Annotated in this window: 16 protein-coding genes and 1 tRNA gene; 5 read left to right on the top strand and 12 right to left on the bottom strand. The window is 69.3% G+C overall.

Features of this window, described 5'->3' with window-relative positions:
* Positions 1–2 precede the first annotated feature (2 nt).
* Positions 3–758 carry a hypothetical protein gene (locus EPO51_RS13165; protein ID WP_293351187.1) on the top strand — a complete coding sequence of 252 codons (756 nt, stop codon included), beginning with the start codon at positions 3–5 and terminating at the stop codon, positions 756–758.
* Here the strand turns inward: EPO51_RS13165 and EPO51_RS13170 are convergent, their stop codons facing one another.
* Positions 759–2,267: an MFS transporter gene (locus EPO51_RS13170; protein ID WP_293351189.1), complete on the bottom strand. Its 1,509-nt coding sequence runs from the start codon at positions 2,265–2,267 to the stop codon at positions 759–761.
* 234 nt (positions 2,268–2,501) lie between these two features.
* On the opposite strand from EPO51_RS13170, the gene EPO51_RS13175 reads away from it, so the two are divergent.
* Entirely contained in the window at positions 2,502–4,868 is a 2,367-nt protein-coding gene (locus EPO51_RS13175) for a transketolase (protein ID WP_293351191.1), read from the top strand.
* Here EPO51_RS13175 and EPO51_RS13180 read toward each other — a convergent pair.
* On the bottom strand, positions 4,865–6,037 hold the full coding sequence (locus tag EPO51_RS13180; protein WP_293351193.1) for a cystathionine gamma-synthase: 1,173 nt from the start codon (positions 6,035–6,037) through the stop codon (positions 4,865–4,867). The genes EPO51_RS13175 and EPO51_RS13180 overlap by 4 nt on opposite strands.
* The gene (locus EPO51_RS13185; protein ID WP_293351195.1) at positions 6,034–7,416 is read right to left on the bottom strand and encodes a cystathionine beta-synthase; all 1,383 of its coding nucleotides are present in this window, start codon (positions 7,414–7,416) and stop codon (positions 6,034–6,036) included. The genes EPO51_RS13180 and EPO51_RS13185 overlap by 4 nt, the downstream gene beginning before the upstream one ends.
* A gap of 263 nt (positions 7,417–7,679) precedes the next feature.
* Between EPO51_RS13185 and EPO51_RS13190 the strand changes: the two genes are divergently transcribed.
* Positions 7,680–8,228 carry a hypothetical protein gene (locus tag EPO51_RS13190; RefSeq protein ID WP_293351197.1) on the top strand — a complete coding sequence of 183 codons (549 nt, stop codon included), beginning with the start codon at positions 7,680–7,682 and terminating at the stop codon, positions 8,226–8,228.
* Here the strand turns inward: EPO51_RS13190 and EPO51_RS13195 are convergent, their stop codons facing one another.
* From EPO51_RS13195 to EPO51_RS13215, 5 genes are all read right to left on the bottom strand, one after another.
* Positions 8,229–8,744: a hypothetical protein gene (locus tag EPO51_RS13195; protein ID WP_293351199.1), complete on the bottom strand. Its 516-nt coding sequence runs from the start codon at positions 8,742–8,744 to the stop codon at positions 8,229–8,231.
* Positions 8,745–8,802: 58 nt separating this feature from the next.
* The gene (locus EPO51_RS13200) at positions 8,803–9,441 is read right to left on the bottom strand and encodes a hypothetical protein (RefSeq protein WP_293351201.1); all 639 of its coding nucleotides are present in this window, start codon (positions 9,439–9,441) and stop codon (positions 8,803–8,805) included.
* Complete coding sequence (locus EPO51_RS13205) at positions 9,438–10,139, bottom strand: HupE/UreJ family protein (RefSeq protein ID WP_293351203.1); 702 nt, start codon at positions 10,137–10,139, stop codon at positions 9,438–9,440. The genes EPO51_RS13200 and EPO51_RS13205 overlap by 4 nt, the downstream gene beginning before the upstream one ends.
* Positions 10,140–10,213: 74 nt before the next feature.
* Positions 10,214–12,583 (bottom strand): TonB-dependent receptor, encoded by a 2,370-nt coding sequence (locus EPO51_RS13210; RefSeq protein WP_293351205.1) that lies wholly within the window; start codon positions 12,581–12,583, stop codon positions 10,214–10,216.
* 140 nt (positions 12,584–12,723) lie between these two features.
* Complete coding sequence (locus EPO51_RS13215; protein ID WP_293351207.1) at positions 12,724–13,440, bottom strand: dienelactone hydrolase family protein; 717 nt, start codon at positions 13,438–13,440, stop codon at positions 12,724–12,726.
* 111 nt (positions 13,441–13,551) lie between these two features.
* Between EPO51_RS13215 and EPO51_RS13220 the strand changes: the two genes are divergently transcribed.
* Entirely contained in the window at positions 13,552–13,968 is a 417-nt protein-coding gene (locus tag EPO51_RS13220) for a DUF6766 family protein (RefSeq protein WP_293351209.1), read from the top strand.
* On the opposite strand, the gene EPO51_RS13225 is transcribed toward EPO51_RS13220, so the two are convergent.
* The 3 genes from EPO51_RS13225 to EPO51_RS13235 all read right to left on the bottom strand — a co-directional run bounded on the left by EPO51_RS13225 (position 13,965) and on the right by EPO51_RS13235 (position 16,380).
* Positions 13,965–14,663: an alpha/beta hydrolase family protein gene (locus EPO51_RS13225; RefSeq protein ID WP_293351211.1), complete on the bottom strand. Its 699-nt coding sequence runs from the start codon at positions 14,661–14,663 to the stop codon at positions 13,965–13,967. The two genes, EPO51_RS13220 and EPO51_RS13225, sit on opposite strands and share 4 nt — an antisense overlap.
* Before the next feature lie 59 nt (positions 14,664–14,722).
* Positions 14,723–16,186: an autotransporter outer membrane beta-barrel domain-containing protein gene (locus EPO51_RS13230; protein WP_293351838.1), complete on the bottom strand. Its 1,464-nt coding sequence runs from the start codon at positions 16,184–16,186 to the stop codon at positions 14,723–14,725.
* Positions 16,187–16,303: 117 nt separating this feature from the next.
* A tRNA-Arg gene (locus EPO51_RS13235) sits at positions 16,304–16,380 on the bottom strand.
* Between the two features lie 123 nt (positions 16,381–16,503).
* Here EPO51_RS13235 and EPO51_RS13240 point away from each other — a divergent pair.
* Positions 16,504–18,447, top strand: coding sequence for an outer membrane protein assembly factor BamB family protein (locus EPO51_RS13240; protein ID WP_293351213.1), 1,944 nt, complete (start codon positions 16,504–16,506; stop codon positions 18,445–18,447).
* Between the two features lie 39 nt (positions 18,448–18,486).
* On the opposite strand, the gene dnaJ is transcribed toward EPO51_RS13240, so the two are convergent.
* On the bottom strand, positions 18,487–19,635 hold the full coding sequence (gene dnaJ, locus EPO51_RS13245; RefSeq protein WP_293351215.1) for a molecular chaperone DnaJ: 1,149 nt from the start codon (positions 19,633–19,635) through the stop codon (positions 18,487–18,489).
* Positions 19,636–19,721 lie beyond the last annotated feature (86 nt).

Below are 19,721 nucleotides of genomic sequence, written 5' to 3' on the forward strand. Positions count from 1 at the left end.
CCATGCCCGACGCGTCCAAGCCGTTCCTCTACCTCGCCGTCCCCTGCTACGGTGGTCAGCTCACCCTGCATTTTGTCAGCTCGCTGCTGCGGCTGCAGGACGCCTGCCGCGAGCGCGGGATAGGCTTGTACGTAGACATGATGGGGGGTGAGGCGCTGATCACCCGCGGCCGCTCGCGGCTGGCGGCGCAGTTCCTGGGGCACGCACAGGCCACCCACATCCTCTTCATCGACGCCGACATCGGCTTCGCGCCCGAGAACGTCTTCCGCCTGCTGGAGGCGGACAAGGATGTGATCGCCGCCGTTTGCCCACTCAAGACCATCGACTGGGAGAAGGTGCGCACCGCCGCGAAGGCCGGCGTCGCCGACCTGCAGTCCGCCGCCATCGGCTATGTCGTCCGCTTCCTGCCCACGCCGGACAAGAGCGTCGAGGTCGACAACGGCATGGCGAAGGTGGCCTACGGCGGCACGGGCTTCCTGCTGATCCGCCGCGGCGCCATGCAGAAGATCGTCGACGCCCACCCCGAGCTGCGCGCCAAGATGGGCGACATGGGCGACAAGCTCGCGCCCGAGGCGGTCATGGTGTTCGACACGATGATCGAGCCCGAAACCGGCCAGTACCTATCGGAGGACTACGCCTTCTGCCGCCGCTGGCGCGACCTGGGCGGCGACATCTGGGCCGACTTCGAGGCCCGCCTAACCCACGTCGGCCACGCTGCCTACACCGGCAGCCTCATGCAGGCGCTCCGCCCCGGGTGATCACTCGGCGGGCGTGATCGCGGCGGCGGCGGGGGTGGGACCCGCCTTCGGCGCGACCATGGGAGCGGCAGCGGCCCGCCGCTCGGCCAGCGCGGCCCGCGTCGCTTCATACGAGGCCCTGGTGATCCGATAACGGCCGTAGCAGACGGCGGCGATCAGGCCGGGAACGGCGGCGACCACGCCATCCCAGAGCGCGAGGTTATGCAGCACATCGCTCGCCACCGCGCCGGGCTTCGCCTTCTCCGGAAAGGCGATCAGCAGCAGGACAAAGCCGGCCAGGGCCGAGCCGATCGCCTGGTCGATCTTCGCCGCCAGGGCGCGGGTCGAATAGAGGATGCCCTCCTGCCGCACACCGAACCGCAGCTCGTTCTCGTCGGCCACGTCGGCCAGGGCCGACATCGCGCCGATCTGCAGCACGCTCATCGACCCGTACGCCAATGCGGAGAAGGCGAGCAGGATGGCCAGCAGGTTGGGCGTCTCCGGCGTCAGCACCCCCGCGAGACCCAGCCCCAGCGGCGCAGCGGTCGCCAGCGCATAGGACACCGCGCCCCAGACGAGCGTGGCCTTCTTGTCAAAGCGGCCGTGCATCCGCGCGGCGAAAGCGAAGGCGGCGGCATAACCGATGAAGCTGCCGATCACGAACCACCGCAGCTCCTCGCTACTCAGCCCCCAATAGAATGTGCCGGTATAGAGCCGCAGGCCCTCCTTCAGGCCGATCATCATGGAAAGGAAGAAGTAGCCGACCAGAAGCCAGACGTAGTTGACGTTGCGCAGCGCCTTCCAGACGTCGGCGAAGAACTCCGCCAGGGTGAATGGCTTGGTGTCGGCCGCGAGCGGCGGCAGGAGCGGGATCCGGTCCCGCGTGAACCAGGCCGAGGCGAAGAGCACCGCCACGATCGTCAGCGACATCGCAAGCGCGAAGTTGGTCCAGGGCTCCGGGTTCAGCAGCCCGCGCGGATATTCCGGGGTCGATGGGAAGAAGTAGGTGAGCGCCACCCAGGTCATCCCCGCGCCGCCGGCCCAGGTGAAGAAACTATGGTACGCCATCACCTTCGAGCGCTCGACGTAGTTCGGCGACAGCTCCGCCCCCAGCGCCAGGTGGGGCGTGTGGAAGAAGGTCATCACCTGCCGCATCAGCGACACCGCCACGCCGCACCAGACCGCCAGCGCCATCGGGCTCAGTCCGGCCGGCGGGTTGAAGATGGCGAAGAGCGTGAGCGCGATCGGGATCGGCGCCGCGAACATCCAGGGATGGCGTCGGCCAAGGCGTGATCGCGTGCGGTCCGACCATGAACCGATCAGAGGCTCTGTCAGGCCGTCAAAAACCAGGCTGGCGGATATGGCGATGCCGATCCAGTGCGCCTGGACACCCAGTACCTGATTATAGAACAGCAGGGCGAAGCTTGAGACCGAATAGAGGGCGATGATCTCGGCGGCGCTGCCGATCCCGAAGGCGAGCTTGGTCTTGAACGGCAGGCGGTCGGCCGCAGCCGAGGCGGTCTGGGTCATGACACCTTGTTCCTCCGACACGCTCTTCAGGCGCGTTCTATCGCCAAGCGAACCTCAACGGGTCAGACCCGTCAATCAAAACGTACCCTCTATTCGAGAAATCATCGGCATGCGAACGCAGGCTCGCCGGCCTGACCTTCGACCCTGAAGTCTGCTAGAAGCGGTATCAACCGGCCCCTTTTCCGTAAGGACGGGAGGCAAGTTTCCCCCGAACGACCCATCGCCGCGAGTTCCATGCCCCAGACCCAGCCCGCCGCCCCCGCCGGTCACAATCGCGGCGCCGAACACGACATCGAGATGCTGCGCCGCGTCGATGAGCGCCTCCGCTGGCTGGCCGCGTGGACCATCCACAACGCCAACCATCTGCGCGAGAGCCGCGACGGGCTGAAGGTGGGCGGTCACCAAGCGTCCTGCGCCAGCATGACCACCATCATGACGGCGCTCTACTTCCACGCCCTGAAGCCCGAGGACCGGGTGGCGGTGAAGCCGCACGCCAGCCCCGTCTTCCACGCCGCCCAATACCTGATGGGCCGCCAGAGCCGCGAGCAGCTGGAGGGCTTCCGCAGCTTCGGCGGGGCCCAGTCATACCCCTCGCGGACCAAGGACAAGGACGACGTCGACTTCTCCACCGGGTCGGTGGGCCTAGGCGTGGCGATCACCGCCTTCGCCTCGCTGATGCAGGACTACCTTTCCGGCCACGGCTGGCTGGCGGACGGGCGGCGCGGCCGTTTCGTCGCCACCATGGGCGACGCCGAGCTGGACGAGGGCAACATCTACGAGTGCCTGATCGAGGCCTACAAGCACGACATCCGCAACGTCTGGTGGATCGTCGACTACAACCGCCAGAGCCTGGATGCGACGACCGCGGACCGGATGTTCGACCGCTTCGACGACATCTTCGAGACGGCCGGCTGGCGGGTGGTGACCCTGAAGTGGGGCAAGGCCCAGATGCGCGCCTTCGCCCGGCCCGGCGGCAAGGCGCTGCAGGCCTGGATCGAGGCCTGCCCGAACGCCGACTTCGCGGCCCTGACCTACCAGGGCGGGGCGGCGTGGCGCGGCCGGCTGATGACCGACATCGGCCGCCAGGCCGGCGTCCGCGCCCTGCTGGAGAGCTTCACCGACGAGGACCTGCACAGCCTGATGATCGGCCTGGGCGGCCACTGCATCGAGACCCTGACCGAGGCGTTCGACGCCGCCCAGGACGACACGCCCACCATGTTCATCGCCTATACGGTCAAGGGCTTCGGCCTGCCGCTGCAGGGGCACAAGGACAACCACGCCGGCCTGATGACGCCCAGCCAGGTCGAGACCCTCCGGCAGGCCATGGGGGTGGCCGAGGGTCAGGAGTGGGAGCCGCTGGCCGGCCTTGCGCCCGCTGAGGCCGAGGCGGTGAAGGCTTTTGTGGCGGCCGCGCCCTTCGCCCAGCCGGCCCAACGCCGCCATATCGCGGCGGCCATACCCGTGCCGGGCCGCGCGGAGTTCCCCAGCCCCGACGGCGCCGAGCAGTCCACGCAACAGGCCTTCGGCCGCATCCTGCTGGATCTGGCCAAGAGCGGTCATCCGATCGCCGACCGCATTGTCACCACCTCGCCGGACGTGACCGTCTCCACCAACCTCGGCGGCTTCGTGAACCAGCGCGGCCTGTTCCGTAGGCGCGAAACCGCCGACGTGTTCCGCGACGCCAAGATCCCCTCGGCCCAGCGATGGGCCGGCAAGACCGCCGGCCAGCACGTCGAACTGGGCATCGCCGAGCACAACTTGTTCCTGAACCTCGCCGCCTTCGGCCTGTCGGCTCCCTTGTTTGGAGAACGGCTGCTGCCGATCGGGACGGTCTACGACCCCTTCATCAGCCGCGGCCTCGATGCGCTGAACTACGCCTGCTACCAGGACGCCCGGTTCATGCTCGTGGCGACGCCCAGCGGCCTGACGCTGGGCCCGGAGGGCGGCGCGCACCAGTCGATCTACACACCGCTGATCGGAATCGGCCAGCCGGGCCTGACCTATTTCGAACCCGCTTTCGTCGATGAGCTGGCCGAGGTCATGCGCTGGTCCTTCGGCCACATGCAGGCCGACGACGGCGGCTCGGTCTACCTGCGCCTGACCACGCGTTCGCTCGCCCAGGTCGAGCGCGCCGACGACGCCTGGCGGGAGGATGCCTTGAAGGGCGCCTATTGGCTGAAGGCCCCCGGCCCGGCCAGTGACGCGGCCGTCGTCTTCTGCGGCGCCATCGCGCCCGAGGTGCTGGCGGCCGCCGAGCAGCTCGCGGACGACATCCCCGGCCTCGGCGTGCTTAACGTGGTCTCGCCCGGCCTGCTGCACCGCGACTGGATGGCGTCCCGCCGCAGCCGCTGGCAGGGCGCCGGCAAGCAGGTCAGCCACGCCGAGGCTCTGCTCGGCCAACTCGCTCCGGGCGCCGGCCTCGTTACGGTCGTGGATGCTTCGCCGGCGACCCTGTCCTGGCTGGGCGGCGTCCTGGGCCAGCGGGTCAGCGCCCTCGGCCTCGACAGCTTCGGCCAGGTGGGGGACCTGCCCGACCTCTACGCCCACTACCGCCTGGACGTAGACGCCATCGTCGATGCCTGCGCCGACCTGTTCCTCTAGGCCAATGCTCTCTCCAGGTCCGCGATCAGGTCGTCGACGTTCTCGACGCCGACGCTGAGCCGGATCAGGCCATCGACGATGCCGATGCGTTCGCGGGTTTCGGCGGGGATCGAGGCGTGGGTCATGATGGCCGGGTGCTCGATCAGGCTTTCGACACCGCCCAGGCTTTCGGCCAGCGTGAACAGCTCGGTCCGTTCCAGCATCCGCTTCGTGCCGTCCAGGTCGCGGTCCAGCACTGCGGTGATCATGCCGCCGAAGCCGGACATCTGGCGCCTGGCCAGCTCGTGCTGCGGGTGGCTCTTCAGGCCGGGGTAGACGACCTTGGCCACGTCCTTGCGCGCCTCCAGCCACTCCGCGATCGCCTGGCCGTTCTCGCAGTGCCGCTGCATGCGGAGCGCCAGCGTCTTCATGCCCCGAAGCGTCAGGAAGCTGTCGAAGGGCGAGGCCACCGAGCCGATGGCGTTCTGCAGGAAGGTGATCTTGTCGCGGAACTCGGCGTTCTCGCCCACCACCAGCGCGCCGCCCACGACGTCGGAGTGGCCGCCGATGTACTTCGTCGTCGAGTGCATGACCGCGTCGAAGCCGAACTCCAGCGGGCGCTGGATGTAGGGGCTGGCGAAGGTGTTGTCCGCCGCCGCGATCAAGCCGCGCGCCTTGCAGAGCGCGGCGATGGCTTCGAGGTCGGCCAGGCGCAGCAGCGGGTTGGTGGGCGTCTCGACCCAGACCATCCGTGTGCGGGGCTCGATGGCGGCCTCGATCGCGGCGACATCGGCCAGGTCCACATAGGTGACGCGCAGACCTGCCGAGCGGGTGCGGACCTTGTCGAACAGCCGGAACGAGCCGCCGTAGAGATCCTCGCTGGCAATGATGTGGTCGCCGGCGTCGAACGCCTCCAGCAGCGTCGCGATGGCCGCCAGGCCGGAGGCGAAGGCGTAGCCCTTGGTCCCGCTCTCCAGGTCGGCCAGGCCGCGCTCCAGGGCGAAGCGGGTCGGGTTCTGGCTGCGGGAATATTCGAACCCCGTATGCACGCCGGGGCTCGACTGGGCATAGGTCGAGGTCGCGTAGATCGGCGGCATGACCGCACCGGTCGTGGGATCGTGTTCCTGGCCGCCGTGGATGGCGCGGGTGGCGAAGTCCAGCCGGTTCTTGCCGTGGGTTTCGTCGCTCACGCGGCCTTCCTCAGATAGTTGATCAGGTCGATCCGCGTGATCAGGCCCAGGAACTCCTTGCCCTCCATCACGATCGCCACCTCGTCGCGTTCGAATATGGGGAGCAGGGCGTCCAGTTGCTCGGCGGCCTGCAGGGTGTGCAGCTTGGCGGTCATGGCGGTCGAGACCGGCTGGCGGAAGCGGGCGTCCTGGCGGCGGTCCTCCACGGCCTCCAGCAGGTCGCTCTCGTCGATCAGGCCGATCAGCCGGCCGTCGTCGATCACCGGCAACTGGCTGACGTCGGTCTGGCGCATGCGATTGTAGGCGGTGAGCAGGGTGTCGGTCGGGCCGACGGTCACCGCGTCGCCGGGCGTGCGGGCGATCAGGTCGCGCAGGTCGCCGTGCAGCTCGCGGTCCATCAGCCCCTGCTCGGCGACCCAGCTGTCGTTGTAGACCTTGGACAGGTAGCGGGAGCCCGTGTCGCAGACGAGGGTCACCACGCGCTTGGCCTCGGTCTGCTCGCGACAATAGCGAAGCGCCCCGGCCAGCAAGGTGCCCGAGGACGAGCCCGCGAGGATCCCGGCCTTCGTCAGCAGCAGGCGCGCGGTGGCGATGCTCTCGGTGTCCGAGATCTCGTAGGCCTTGGCCACCAGCTTGAGGTCGCAGTTGTCGGGGATGAAGTCCTCGCCGATCCCTTCCACGACCCAGGAGCCGGGCTCCACCTTTTCGCCGCGCTCGACGAGCGGCGCCAGGATCGAGCCGACCGGGTCGGCCAGCACCATCTTCGTCTTCGGCGAGGCCTTAGCGAAGAAGCGGCCCAGGCCCGTCAGCGTGCCGCCGGAGCCCACGCCCACGACCACCGCGTCCACGTCGCCCTCCATCTGCTCCAGGATCTCCGGGCCCGTGGTGGTCTCGTGCGCCAGCGGGTTCGCCGGATTGGAGAACTGGTTGATGAAGACGGCGTTGTTCAGCTTCGCCGCCAGCGCCTGGGCCATGTCCTGGTAGTACTCAGGGTGGCCCTTGCCGACGTCCGAGCGCGTGATGCGCACGTCGACGCCCATGGCGCGCAGGTGCTGGATCTTTTCCCGCGCCATCTTGTCCGGCACGACCAGCAGCAGCTTGTAGCCCTTCAAGATCCCCACCTGGGCCAGGCCCAGTCCGGTGTTTCCGGCAGTGGCCTCGACGATCGTCCCGCCGGGCTTCAGCGAGCCGTCCTTCTCGGCCGCTTCGATCATCGAGCGCGCGATGCGGTCCTTGATCGAGCCGCCGGGGTTGGCGTTTTCCAGCTTCACGAAGAGGCGGCAGGGGCCGGTGTCGAAACCCGTCAGCTCCAGCATCGGCGTATGGCCGATCAGGTCGAGGGCGCTCGCCACGGGAGGCGGCAGGGGTTGGTCGGTCAAGGAAGCATCCTGGTCGAGTCGGCGAACGACGATTGGGCGTTATATTGCGCAATGCCCACCAGAAGGGAAACACCCGACCCGAATTTCCCTTCCCGCCGGCAAGAACAATCTAGACCATGGAGGCTGGGCCCTTCCTCAGGATCGAGTTGCGGGCGCGAACCGCCGGCTCAGACGCAGTTTGTAACCGTTCCGTACGGTGGCGCCCTCGAAAGCCGCGGTTAAGGTCGCGCCGCACATTGTCGCGCGGCCCAGGAGTTTGGCCCTTGAAGCATCTGATCACGACGCCCTTGATCACCCTGGCGGCCTGCGCCGCGCTGCTGACCGCCTGTTCGCCGGGCAAGCCCGGCGCGCCCAAGGCGGGCGAGCCCAAGTTCAACACCGACCTGCCGATGACCGAGTTCATGGGCCACTTCGTCGATCCGGCCGCCTTCATGTACTGGAAGGGCTCGGGCTACGAGATGACGGAGGCCGGCGAGCGCGACCTGTCGCCGACCACCGACGAGGGCTGGGACGTCCTGGTGAGCGGCGCCACGATGCTGATGGAGGCCGGCAACCTCCTGCAGATGCCCGGCCGCACCCGCGCGCCGGAAGCGGACTGGAACAAGTACGCCCAGCTCCTCACCGAGCGGGCCGCGATCGCCCGCGCCGCAGCCGAGAAGCACGACAAGCAGGCGGTCTTCGACGAGGGCGGCAAGGTCTACGAGGTCTGCGTCGCCTGCCACGAGCAGTTCGTCATCCAGCCCGACATCAAGGCCAACGGCCCGGCCAAGGGCGATCCCCTGCCAGCCATCCCCGACGACAAGAAGAAGTAGCTACCAGCCGGAGAGGGGTCTCGCGCACCGCCCGAGGGGCGCGACGACCGTGTCGAGCGGGCGGACCGGACCCATGCCTTCCAGGTCGCAGCGCTGGCGGTCGGGACCGCCGCCGATGCCGAGCGGGCCACCGGCATACGGGCCGCCGTAGCCGCGACGCCCATAGCCATAGTAGCCGCCCTTGGTGTCCTCGAAGGCCAGGCTCACCCGCCCGTTCTTGCCCACCGGGATCTCGGTGCGGCCGTAGACGCTGCGATAGCCGCCGGTGCCGACGCTCACGCTGATCTCGCCGTGCGGCTTGCCGTCGTCGCGAGGGACCACGCCGTCCAGCGCGTCGTCGCGGCGCGCGTCAGGCACGGGGGACGTCTTGATGAAGTCGTCGATCTGCTGGGCCGTGCTGGCCGCGGGCGCCGTGGTTTCAGCCTGGGCCGGCGCCGTCGCGACAGGCGCGTCAGGTTCGGCGGCGAGGGCCGGCGCGGCGATCAGGGCGGCCAGCAGGGCGAGACGGATACGCATACGAAAGTCTCCTCGGGCCGACACTAGGCGCGCCAATTGCGGCGAAGGTGTTGCAAGCCTACGGCCGCGCTTGGACGGCGGGCACATTGGCGACGATGCCGGCCTCGTTGCCCGGCTGTCCCGACGGGATCAGCTCGTAGAACCCGGCCAGCCGCAGGCGCACCACCACCGGCTTCTCGCTGGAGTTTGAGAACTGCCAGCCCTGGATGCCGTCGAACGGCGCGGTGAGCGCGCCCTGCTGCTTCAGGCCGAACCCCTGGCGGTAGGTCGAGACGGTCATCGGCTGGCCGGGCGCCGGCGTGGTATGGCCGTGCTGGTCGAAATGGAAGTCACGCGGCTCGCTCGTCCCGATCACCTCCCACGCATAGGTCAGCGTCGCGTCCTTCCTCATCCGGACCTTGTACTCGAGCTCGGACTTGTCGGCGCCGGCCAGGAAGTCGCCCAGCGGGATCTCCACCACGTCGGTGCGGAAGGGGATGTCATACTCGCGGGCCCACGCCACGCCGTCGCTGGCGGCGGCCTTCTGGTCCTCCGGCGCCCAGAGCCGCGACAGGCCGGAGAGCCTGCCGACGCCCAGAGGGTCACGGTTGAACTCCGCGGGCAGGATGGCGCCCAGCACGATCAGCACGGCCAGGATCACTGCCCCCAGCGTGGCCGCGATCAGCCGCCCCTTGGGCATGGCCCTTTGCTCGCTCATGAAACCGCTCCGCCGAAGATGTAGCCCGCGACCTGCTGGCCCGCGAGCACGAAGCCCGCCAGCATCAGCAGCACGTTCGCCCCCGCCGCCGTCCGGTCGAAGACCGGTGTGCGCCGCCAAAGGGTCATGACTACCAGGATCAGCGACAGCGACAGCACCTGCCCAATCTCCACGCCCACGTTGAACGAGACGAGATTCACCAGCAGCCCCTGCGGATTGAGGTTCAGCGCCTGCAGCTTGGTGGCCAGGCCGAAGCCGTGGATCAGGCCGAAGCCCAGCACCGCGGCGCGCGGGTCCGGCTGCACGCCGAACAGGGTGCGAAAGCCGCCCAGGTTGTCGAAGGCCTTGTAGGCCACCGACAGCCCGATCACCGCATCGACTAGGTGCGGATCGGCGTGGATGTCGAAGAACACCCCGGCCAGCAGGGTGACCGAATGGCCCAGCGAGAACAGGCTGACGTAGAGCGCGATCTGCCGGAGCCGGAACAGGAAGAAAATCACGCCCACCAGGAACAGCAGGTGGTCGTAGCCGGTCACCATGTGCTTGGCGCCGAGGTACATGAAGGGGATCGGGTCAGGGCCCCGGGTCGCCGCCACGAAGGCCGCGTCGGTCCCGCCGATGTTGTGCGCCAGGGCCGCCCCGGCCCACGTCGCCATCAGCAATCCGGTCACGAGGCCGGCGAACCGCGGCCGTGTCACGCCCATCCCCATCGGCAGGGGATACCGCGGGTTCGAGAGCGGGGCGAGACGTTTCCGCCTCGCCCCGCAGACGACTAGAACGACTTCCGCACCGTCGCGCCGTAGGTGCGCGGCGGGTTGGTCAGGAAGCCGTAGCGGGCCCGCAGGCCGCGCTCGCGGTCGATCGCCAGCTTGGCGCGCTCGTCACCGAGGTTGTTGACGAAGGCCGCGGCTTCCCAGCCGTCGCCGCGCACGCCGATCCGCAGGTTGAGGATGTCGTAGGACGGCAGCTCCAGCGGGAAGATCAGGCTGTTGGCCGTACCGGCTCCGACGTTCGGGAAGAGCGGCACCGTGCGCGGGTTCTGCTCCTGGTCCGAGACCTGGGTGTAGCGCTTGCCCACGTGCTGGTAGGTCAGGTTCGTGAACCCTTCCAGGCCGGCGGCCACCTCCTGCTCGTAGCCGACGCTGACCGAGCCCTGGAACTTGGGCACGGTCGGCAGGCGGTTGCCGTCGCGCAGGCCCTGGATCGGGGCGCCGGCGGCGTCGTTGAGGCTCGAGGTGAGCTGGGCGTCGTTGTACGAAGCGGTCGCCGCGATGTCGAAGTGGTCGGTGATCCGATAGGCGAACTCAGCGTCGAAGCCGGATGACTTGGCGCTCTTCACGTTGGCGATGATCCGCGACGAGCACGAACCGGCGTCGATGGTCGCCTGCAGGTTCGAGATGTCGGCGTAGAAGCCGGCCAGGGTCAGCGAGCCGCGGCCCCCGCCGAGGCGCGCCTTCATGCCGGCCTCGTAGTTCCACACCGTCTCGTTCTTGAAGCTGGGCGAGGACAGGGCGTTGAACGTGGCGAAATCCGCCGGCGTGCAGAGCGGCCGGTTCAGCGGATCGTTGATCCCGCCCAGCCGGAAGCCCTTCGACACCTGGGCGTTCAGGGTGACGTCGTCGGTGGCCTCGTAGGCCACGATCACGCGGGGCGCCCAGGCGTCGGCCTTGGTCTTTCCGGGGACCGCGATGGTCTTGTCGGCGAAGATGCCGTCGAAGGTCAGGGTCCGGGTTTCCTTATAGTCCGCCCAGCGCAGGCCGCCGGTGATGTCGAGACGATCGGTGACCGAATAGGTCGCCTCGCCGAACACCGCGAACTGCTTCTGCTTGTAGGGCACCGTCGAGTAGTAGAGGTGGTCCGTCGGGGCCACGTCGCTGGCGCTGGGGATGCCGCTGATGGCGCTGAAGCCCTGCACGAACAGGTCCTGGGCGTAGTCGCGGTCGATGTGCGAGTAGAACGCGCCCAGCACCCACTGCAGCGGGCCGTCGCCCGTCGAGCCGACGCGGGCCTCCTGGGTGAAGGTCTTGGAGTCGGTGGTGTCGGCGAGCGGCGAGTCCAGCGTGTAGACCGCCTGCGGCAGGCCGATGGAGCCCCCGGTGATCGAGCTGGTCAGTGCGCCGGCGTCACGTAGCACCAGCACGTCGCGGTCGCTGTAGCTGGTGATCGACGTGAAGCGCAGGTCCCCCATGTCGTACTGGACGGTCAGGTCGCCCAGCAGGAACTCGTCCTTGAACTTCTCCTGCAGCTGGATGAACTGCTTCGTCCCGCCCAGGGTCACGCGCGGCCGCGTGGTGGTGAAGGGGTTGCCCAGGATGTTGTAGACGTCGACCCGGTTGAAGCCGTCGACGTCGATCTTCTGGTAGACCACCCGCGGGTTGATCGAGAGGTCCTCGGTCGGCTTGAACAGCAGCGCCGCGCGGACGCCGTAGCGCGTGCCGTCGTTGACGTCCTTGTCCACCGAGCCGCCCGGCATGACCGCGTCGATGAAGCCGGGGAACTTCTCCGCATAGGCCGTGATGCGCAGCGCCGCCTGCTCGCTGAGCGGCATGTTCACGGCGCCCTTCAGGTTGCCGCCGGTGGAGCCGCCCTGCACCGTCGAGGCGGTGGCTTCGACCGTGCCCGAGAAGGCGTCGAGGCTGGGCTGGTTGGTGATGTAGCGGACGGTGCCCGACAGCGAGCCCGAACCGAACAGGGTGCCCTGCGGCCCGCGCAGCACTTCGACGCGGTTCAGGTCGAAGAGGTCGAGGTCCGGGGTGAACAGCGACATCGAGATCACGGACTCGTCGAGGTAGACGCCCACCTGCTCCTTCACGCCCGGCTGGTCGCGGACGATCTGGCCGGCCGAGATGCCGCGGATCGCCACCTGGCTCTGGCCGGGGCCGAGGTTCTGGACGGTGAAGCTGGCGACGGTGCGCGACAGCTCCTCGACGTTGGTGATGCCGCGGTTGCGCATCACCGCTTCGCTCTGGGCGGCGACCGAGAACGGCACGTCGATCAGTTGCTCGTCGCGCTTGCGCGCCGTGACGACCAGCTCCTGGACTTCGACGTCGCCTTCCGCGGCGAAGGCCTGGCCGGAAGGCAGGCCGATGACGAGGGCGAGCGCACTGGCGCGCGCCGTCAATGCGAGCTTACGGGTATTCATGGAGATGTCCTTCCGCAACCGCAGCTTGTGGTCGCTGCCTGTTTGTGCGGCAGGGGTAGTCAAAAAACCGTCGTAATGGCAGGCCGCAAAGGCGAGTGGCTACGCTTGGCAGGCGAATGTTGCGCGGCGGCAACAGGAGCCTAGAGCAGCCCGACCTCGTCGAAGAGCGCCTTCATGGCGTCCCAGGACCGCCGGTCGCTGTCGGCCTGGTAGCTGAAACCCGGCAGGCCATAGGCGTCGATCTCAGGGTTGGTGAAGCTATGCCCGGTGTTCCCGAACACCTGCATCCGCCAATCCACGCCGCCCGCGGTCATCTCCTGCTCGAAGGCGACGCGCTGGTCGGCCGGGACCACCGGATCGTCGGCGCCGATCTGCACCAGCACCTTGCCCTTGATGTTGGCGGCGTCCTGCGGCCGGGCGGTCTGCAGGCCCGAATGGAAGCCCGCCACCGCCTTCAGGTCCGCACCGCCGCGCGCCAGCTCCAGCACCGCGGTTCCGCCGTAGCAGTAGCCCACGGCCGCGATTCGAGCGGGATCCACCCGGGGTTGCGCCAACAGCGTGTCCAAGGCGCTCTGCAGGCGGGTTCGGATGTGGCTGGGGTCGGCCATGAACCAAGCGTAGCGCCGCATCATCTCGTCCCGGTCGGTCAACGGGACACCGCCGCCCTGATAGTCGACGGTCAGGGCCACGAACCCCAGGCCGGCCAGCCGTTCGGCGGCGTCCAGGGTGTGCCGGGTGACACCAGGCGACTCGTGCGCCACCAGCACACCGGGGGCGGGACCCGACCCCGTGGGCAGGAACACCGTGCCGACGAATTCCACCCCTTCCGCCGAGTAGGCGACCTTCGTCCCAGCCATGCGCCGCTCCCTGTCTGGCGCCAGGTGAGGGGGCCAACGGCGCGGCGTCAACCGGCGGAACCGCGTCGGGCAGCCGGAGTTTGGCGTTGCGCCAATGCGGGAGCTGCACCGATGAAACGCTACGCCTACGCCTGGCTGACCGCCGGCTTCTTCCTCATCTCCATCGTCCTGCACTGGCTGTTCGGCTGGTACGCCTTCGCCGACGACCAGCAGGCGCACGGCGAGGCGGCGCGGGTCGGGCCCTACCTCATGGAGATGGGCCGCGACACGTTCGAGAACTGGCAGTCCGAGTTCCTGCAACTGCTCTGGCAGGTCGTGGGCCTGGCCTACTTCCTATATGTCGGCTCGCCGGCGTCGAAGGAGAACGACGACCGCACCGAGGCGAAGATCGACGCCCTGCTACGCCTGGTGGGCAAGGAGAAGGGCGAGGCCCTGATCGCCGAGCTGGACGAGCAGTATCTGCGGACCCAGGGGCACGCTCGGCCCCATGCCCATGACGCGGTCTATCCGAAAGGGAAGGGCGGCTAACGCGCCTTCAAGCGCGCCGCTGCCTGCGCCGCTCGGCGTTCCCAGCAGCAGTCGTGGGCCTCGTCCGCCGTGTCCTCGGCCGCGGGGTTGGCCTCCACGGGCACGACCCGGTCCCGGAGACCCAGGTAGTGGGCCTGGGGAATGGCCGGCAGCCGCTCGGCGAGCCCTTGCGCGTCGGCCGCCAGGTTGAGCGGGCTCAGGTCGCGCTCGGCGGTCCAGCCGGCGATGTCCAGCGGCGCGGCGAAGGTGACCAGTCCCGCGACGTCCGAGCGCCGCCGCGCCAGCGCCGCGGCCACGACGCCGCCGCCCGACCAGCCGACGAGCACCACGCGCCCCGCACCGGCCTGCCGCTTGAGCTGGTCGACGCCGGCGTCCATCGCCGCGAGCACCGCGTCCGAGAACCGGTCGACCGTCCAGTCCTCGGCCCGGCAGCGCGCGTCGGCGTGACGGGTGAACTGGCACGGGCGCGCGATCCAGGCCTTGGGCGCGTCCGGCCAGGCGCGGGCGATGCGCAGGCCCTGGGGATCGGCGGGCGTGGGATCGGCGGTCGGGCGGCCGAACCGGTCGTGGGCGCGGCCGTCGCCCTCGATGACGACGGTCAGCACCGCGCCCCCGGCTTGGCCGAGGGGCGCGGCGGTGGCGAGCACGCGCCCCGCAACCGCCACGTCGCGCCGCGCCCAGCCGCCGCTCTCCATCGGCGACGTGGCGCAGCCCGACAGGAGGCCGGCGACGAGCGCCAGCCCCCGTCCGAGCCTCAGAACCGGCCGCCCAGCGTCGCGCCGACCAGCGTCTCGCGCTCGTTCTTCTTGCCCACCGTCGTGCTGCCGCCGATCGACAGATAGCTGGCCGGCGAGAGGGTGATCGAGACCCCCGCGCCCAGCCGCGCGTAATCGCCGTCGGCGCCGAACTCGTCGTTCAGGTAGTGGTCCCATGCCGCACTGACATACGGCGAGATCATGCCGGCCTGGTAGAACAAGGTGCTCCCCACCCGCAGGATCGACAGCCTGTTGTCGAAGCCCTGGATCAATCGGCCGGCGTTGTCGCGGTAGGCGTCGGTCTTGGAGTCGGACAGGAACACCGAGGCGGCCGGCATCACCAGCCATTGCGGCGCCACCTCGAACCGGCCCTCGAGGGTGACGCTGCCGAACACCTGCTCGCGGTCGGTGGATCCCCGCGACGACAGGATGCCGAAGGTGCGCTCATTGGTGACGTCCTGGGTGTTGTAGCCGACCACCCCGGTCAGGGAGAGGTTGGGCGACAGCAGGAACGAGCCGTAGAGACCGCCGGTCCAGCCGTCCGCCTCGTACCCGGAGCTTGGGCCGTCCAGGTCGGTGTCGCCCCAGGAGGCGAACACGCCCAGCGCCGCGGACGACGAGACCAGATAGTCGGCCCCGGCCGCCACGCTCTTGGACCAGCCCTTCTGGTCGCGGCCGGCGCGGTTGTCCTTCAGCCGGATTCCCTGGGCGTTGATCCACACGCCTATCGGGCCGTCGCCCTCGCCGGCCGAGAGTCCGCGGTAGGTGTCGTTGGACGTGAGCTGGCCTGCGCCCGCCGCCAGCACCTGCAGCCGCGCCGCTGCGAAGGCCTGGCCGAAGCTGGCCGACAGGGCGTCGCCCAGGATCGAGTTCAGGAACTGGTCGGTGGTGACGGCGCTGAGCAGCCGCAGATTGCCCACCGCGATGGTGATCGTGGTGCCGTCGGGCGCCGTCATGGTCGGCTCGGCCACCGGCGTGGTCGGGGTCGTCGGGGTGGTGGGCGTGGTTGGAGTCGTAGGTGTGGTGGGCGTCGTCGGCGTGGTGGGGGTCGTGGGAGTCGTGGGCGTGGTCGGGGTCGTCGGCGTGGTAGAGCTGCCCCCCAGGGCGTCGGCGCAGGCGCCGCTCCCGGTCACCGCGCCGGTCGAGGTGTTGAGCATGCAGGTGAAGGGGGTGGTCGAGCCCAGCCGGGTCACATCGCCGGTATAGGTCTGGGTCGTGCCGGACGCGCTGATGCTGGTGAAGTTGATCGTCGCGGGCGCGCCGGTGAAGTCCGGGCCGCCGGTGATCACGATCTTGAGCTGGGTGGGGCTGATGATGGTGGTCTCGATCCGCGTGCCGTCGGGCCGCGTCACCACCGTCGTCCCCAGGCCGCCCGGCACGGTGGGCGTGGTCGGGGTCGTGGCCTGGGCGAATGCGCCGCCCGCCAGGGCGATGGAAAACAGGCCTGCGCCGAGGCCGAGCATGATCTTCACGGAATAATCCCCCTACTGAGGGGTCCGTGGCTAAGGCGACGCGGGGCCGCGCTCATCCCCCGATTGGGGGTGCGGCGGCGCCTGGATCGCGCCGATCAAAGAGGGAAGTGGCGCACCCGACACGATTCGAACGTGTGACCTTTGCCTTCGGAGGGCAACGCTCTATCCAGCTGAGCTACGGGTGCGTCTTCAGCGGAGGGTGTCTCTAGCTGAAAGGACGCGCTGCCGCAAACTCGCTCGGCGGATTTCAGCAGGGCAATTCGCCCGAGCGCCGCCGCGAGTAGCTTCCGCCCACAGAATGCGGTCGAATGGCCGGTATGTTTTGGGGGAAGCACATGGGCGTCTGGAAGCGGGTCGCAGGCGTGGGCGCGGGCGCCGCGGCCACGGTCCTGGCGGGGATCGGGATCGGAAGCCTCGCACAGGCCCAGGCGACCGACGACGCGCCGCACCCCGGCAAGGCGGTCTACGACGCCGACTGCGCCGCCTGCCACAACGCGCCTCCGGCCGGCGACCGCGCGCCGCCCGTGGCCTCGTTGCGCAAGATGAGCGCCCAGACCCTGACGGCGGCGCTGACCACCGGCGTGATGAAGGCGATCGGCGATGGCCTCGATCGCCGGCAGATCCGCGACGTGGTGAGCTATCTGGCGGCGCCGGAAGGGCCAGTCGGCACGGGCTGGCTCGACGATAACCGGTGCGCGGACAGCACCGTCGACCTTTCCGCCGGGCCGGCGCAGGTGGGCTTCGGCGTCGACCAGGACAATTCCCGGCGGATGACGGCGGCCCAGGCCGGCCTCTCCACCAAGGACGTGGCCAACCTCGAAGTCGCGTGGTCGTTCGTGATGCCGCGCACGTCGGGCCTGCGAGGGCAGGGCGTGGTCGTGGGCTCGACCCTGTTCTATCCCGCCGGGCAGGCCGGCTACGTCATCGCGCTGGACACCAGGACCGGCTGCGTGAAGTGGGCGACCCCGGGCGGCGTGCGCGCGAGCCTGGCCTATGGCCGGCTCGGCAAGGACGGCCCTTGGGCGGTGGTCGGCGGCGACGGCCAGGGGAAGCTGACAGCCTTCGAGGCCAAGACCGGCAAGGTGGTCTGGTCGGTGGATCCGCGCCACGACAAGACCGTGCCGCTGTCGGGCAGCCCGATCTTCGCCGGCGACAGGATCGTCGTGCCGATCTCGGCCATCGACGTGGGCAACGCCATGCGGCCCAATTTCGAGTGCTGCAAGGCCCACGGCGCCGTGGCGCTGCTCGACGCCGCCGACGGCAAGATCCTCTGGACCTGGCACACCATGGAGCCGGCCAAGCCGCTAGGGCGCAAGAATTCGCAGGGCGTCGAGATGTACGGCCCCTCCGGCGCGCCGATCTGGTCCAGCCCCTCGGTCGATGTGAAGGCAGGCGTGGTCTATGCGGCGACCGGCGAGAACACCTCGCCCCCGGCCACCAACACCAGCGACAGCCTGGTGGCGCTGGACCTCGCCACCGGCAAGCAGAAGTGGGTGTTCCAGGCTTTGGAGAACGACGTCTGGAACATGTCGTGCCCGATCGGCTCGCCCACCGGCGGCCGTGCGCCCGGCCCGAACTGCTTCTTCGCGGCCGAGGGCAGCGTGCTGCGCGACCACGACTTCGGCGGCGGGCCGCTGATCTGGCGCGGCCCCAATGGGAAGAAGGGGGGCCGCACCCTGATCCTGGGGGGCCAGAAGTCTGGCGACGTCTGGGCGCTGGAGGCGGCGACGGGAAGGAAGGTCTGGCGCCATCAGTTCGGGAAGGGCTCGGCCCTGGGCGGCGTTCACTGGGGCATCGCGGCGGATGCGACCCGCGTCTACGCGCCGATCGCCGACCCCAACGTGCCCGAGCCGGACAACGCCGCGGGCCTCTACGCCATCGACGTCGCGACGGGGAAGCTCGCCTGGTCGTGGAAGGCCTCGGCCGACTGCGCGGGAGACCGCAAGGCGCGCGTCCCCAGCTGCGACGGCAAGTTCGGCCTGTCGGCCCCGCCGCTGGTGGTGGACGGCGCGGTTGTCGCGGGCGGCCTGGACGGGCGGGTCTATGTGTTCGAGGCGGCCACCGGCAAGCTGCTGGCCACCCACGACACGGCGGTCCCGTTCCAGGGCGTGAACAAGCTGGCGGGCGCCGGCGGGTCGATCGACGCGGCCGGCCCCTTCGCCGGCGACGGCTTCCTGTTCGTCAGCTCGGGCTACGGCTCTTTCGGGCAGCAGGCTGGCAATGTGCTGGTGGCGTACCGGCCGAAACGCTGAAGCCATCCCTCTTTTTCATGGGAGGGATAGAGAGTGTGATCAGGCCTTGCCCGTCACGTCTTCCCAGAAGCGCTTGGCCTTGCCGGTGAAGCCGGCGGACTTGGGATGCTGCTGCTCGCTGCAGATCTCGGCCAGCTCGCGCATCAGTTCCTTCTGGCGCGCGGTCAGGCGGGTGGGGGTCTCGACGAACAGCTCGACCACCAGGTCGCCGCGCTCGCGCGAGCGCAGGGACGGCATGCCACGGCCCTTCACGCGCACGGTCTTGCCGGTCTGGGCGCCTTCGGGGACCTTGACCTCGATCTTGCACTGGCCATCGCAGGCCTCGCCGCCCATCAGGCAGGGCGCCTCGATCTCGCCGCCCAGGGCCGCCACGCACATCGGCACGGGCACCGTGCAGAGCAGGTCCAGGCCGTCGCGCTCGAACAGCTCGTGCGGCCTCACGGAAATGAAGATGTAGAGGTCGCCGCGCGGCCCGCCGCGCTGGCCCGCGTCGCCTTCGCCGGCGAGGCGGATGCGCGCGCCGTCGTCGACGCCGGCGGGGATCCGCACCGCCAGGGTGCGCTGCCGGCGGACGTGGCCGGCGCCGCGGCACTCCGTGCAGGGATCCATGACCATCTGGCCGGAACCGCCGCAGCGGGGGCAGGCGCGTTCGATGGAGAAAAAGCCCTGGCTGGCGCGGACCCGCCCCGCGCCATGGCAGGTGGTGCACTGGGTCGGGCTGGTGCCGGGCTTGGCGCCGGAGCCTTCGCAGGCCTCGCAGGACAGGGTGACCGGGATGGTGATCTCGACCTCGGAGCCGGCATAGGCCTGCTCCAGGCTGATCTCCAGGTCGTAGCGCAGGTCCGAGCCGCGGGCCGGGCCGCTGCGCTGGCGCTGGCCGCCACGGCCGCCGAAGATGTCGCCGAACACCTCGTTGAAGATGTCGTGCACGTCGTGGAACTGGCCGTTCCCGGGCCCGCCGCCATTGCCGTTGACGCCGGCGTGGCCGAAGCGGTCGTAGGCCGCGCGCTTCTGCGGATCCGACAGGATCGAATAGGCCTCGTTGACTTCCTTGAAGCGGCCGGACGCCTCCTCGCAGCCGCCGTTGCGGTCGGGATGGTGCTCCATCGCTTGCTTACGGAAGGCTGCCTTGAGGGCGCTGTCATCGCAGCCCCGTTCGACGCCCAGGATCTCGTAATAGTCCCGCATGGAAACGTCAGAAGCTCAGGTTTGCTTGTGAATTGAAGTGGGTGGGCCCCCGCCCGGCTGCAAGGTGTAGCACCGAGCGGACGGGG

Origin of the sequence: Phenylobacterium sp., from assembly GCF_004297125.1 — a bacterium.
GTDB lineage: Bacteria > Pseudomonadota > Alphaproteobacteria > Caulobacterales > Caulobacteraceae > Phenylobacterium.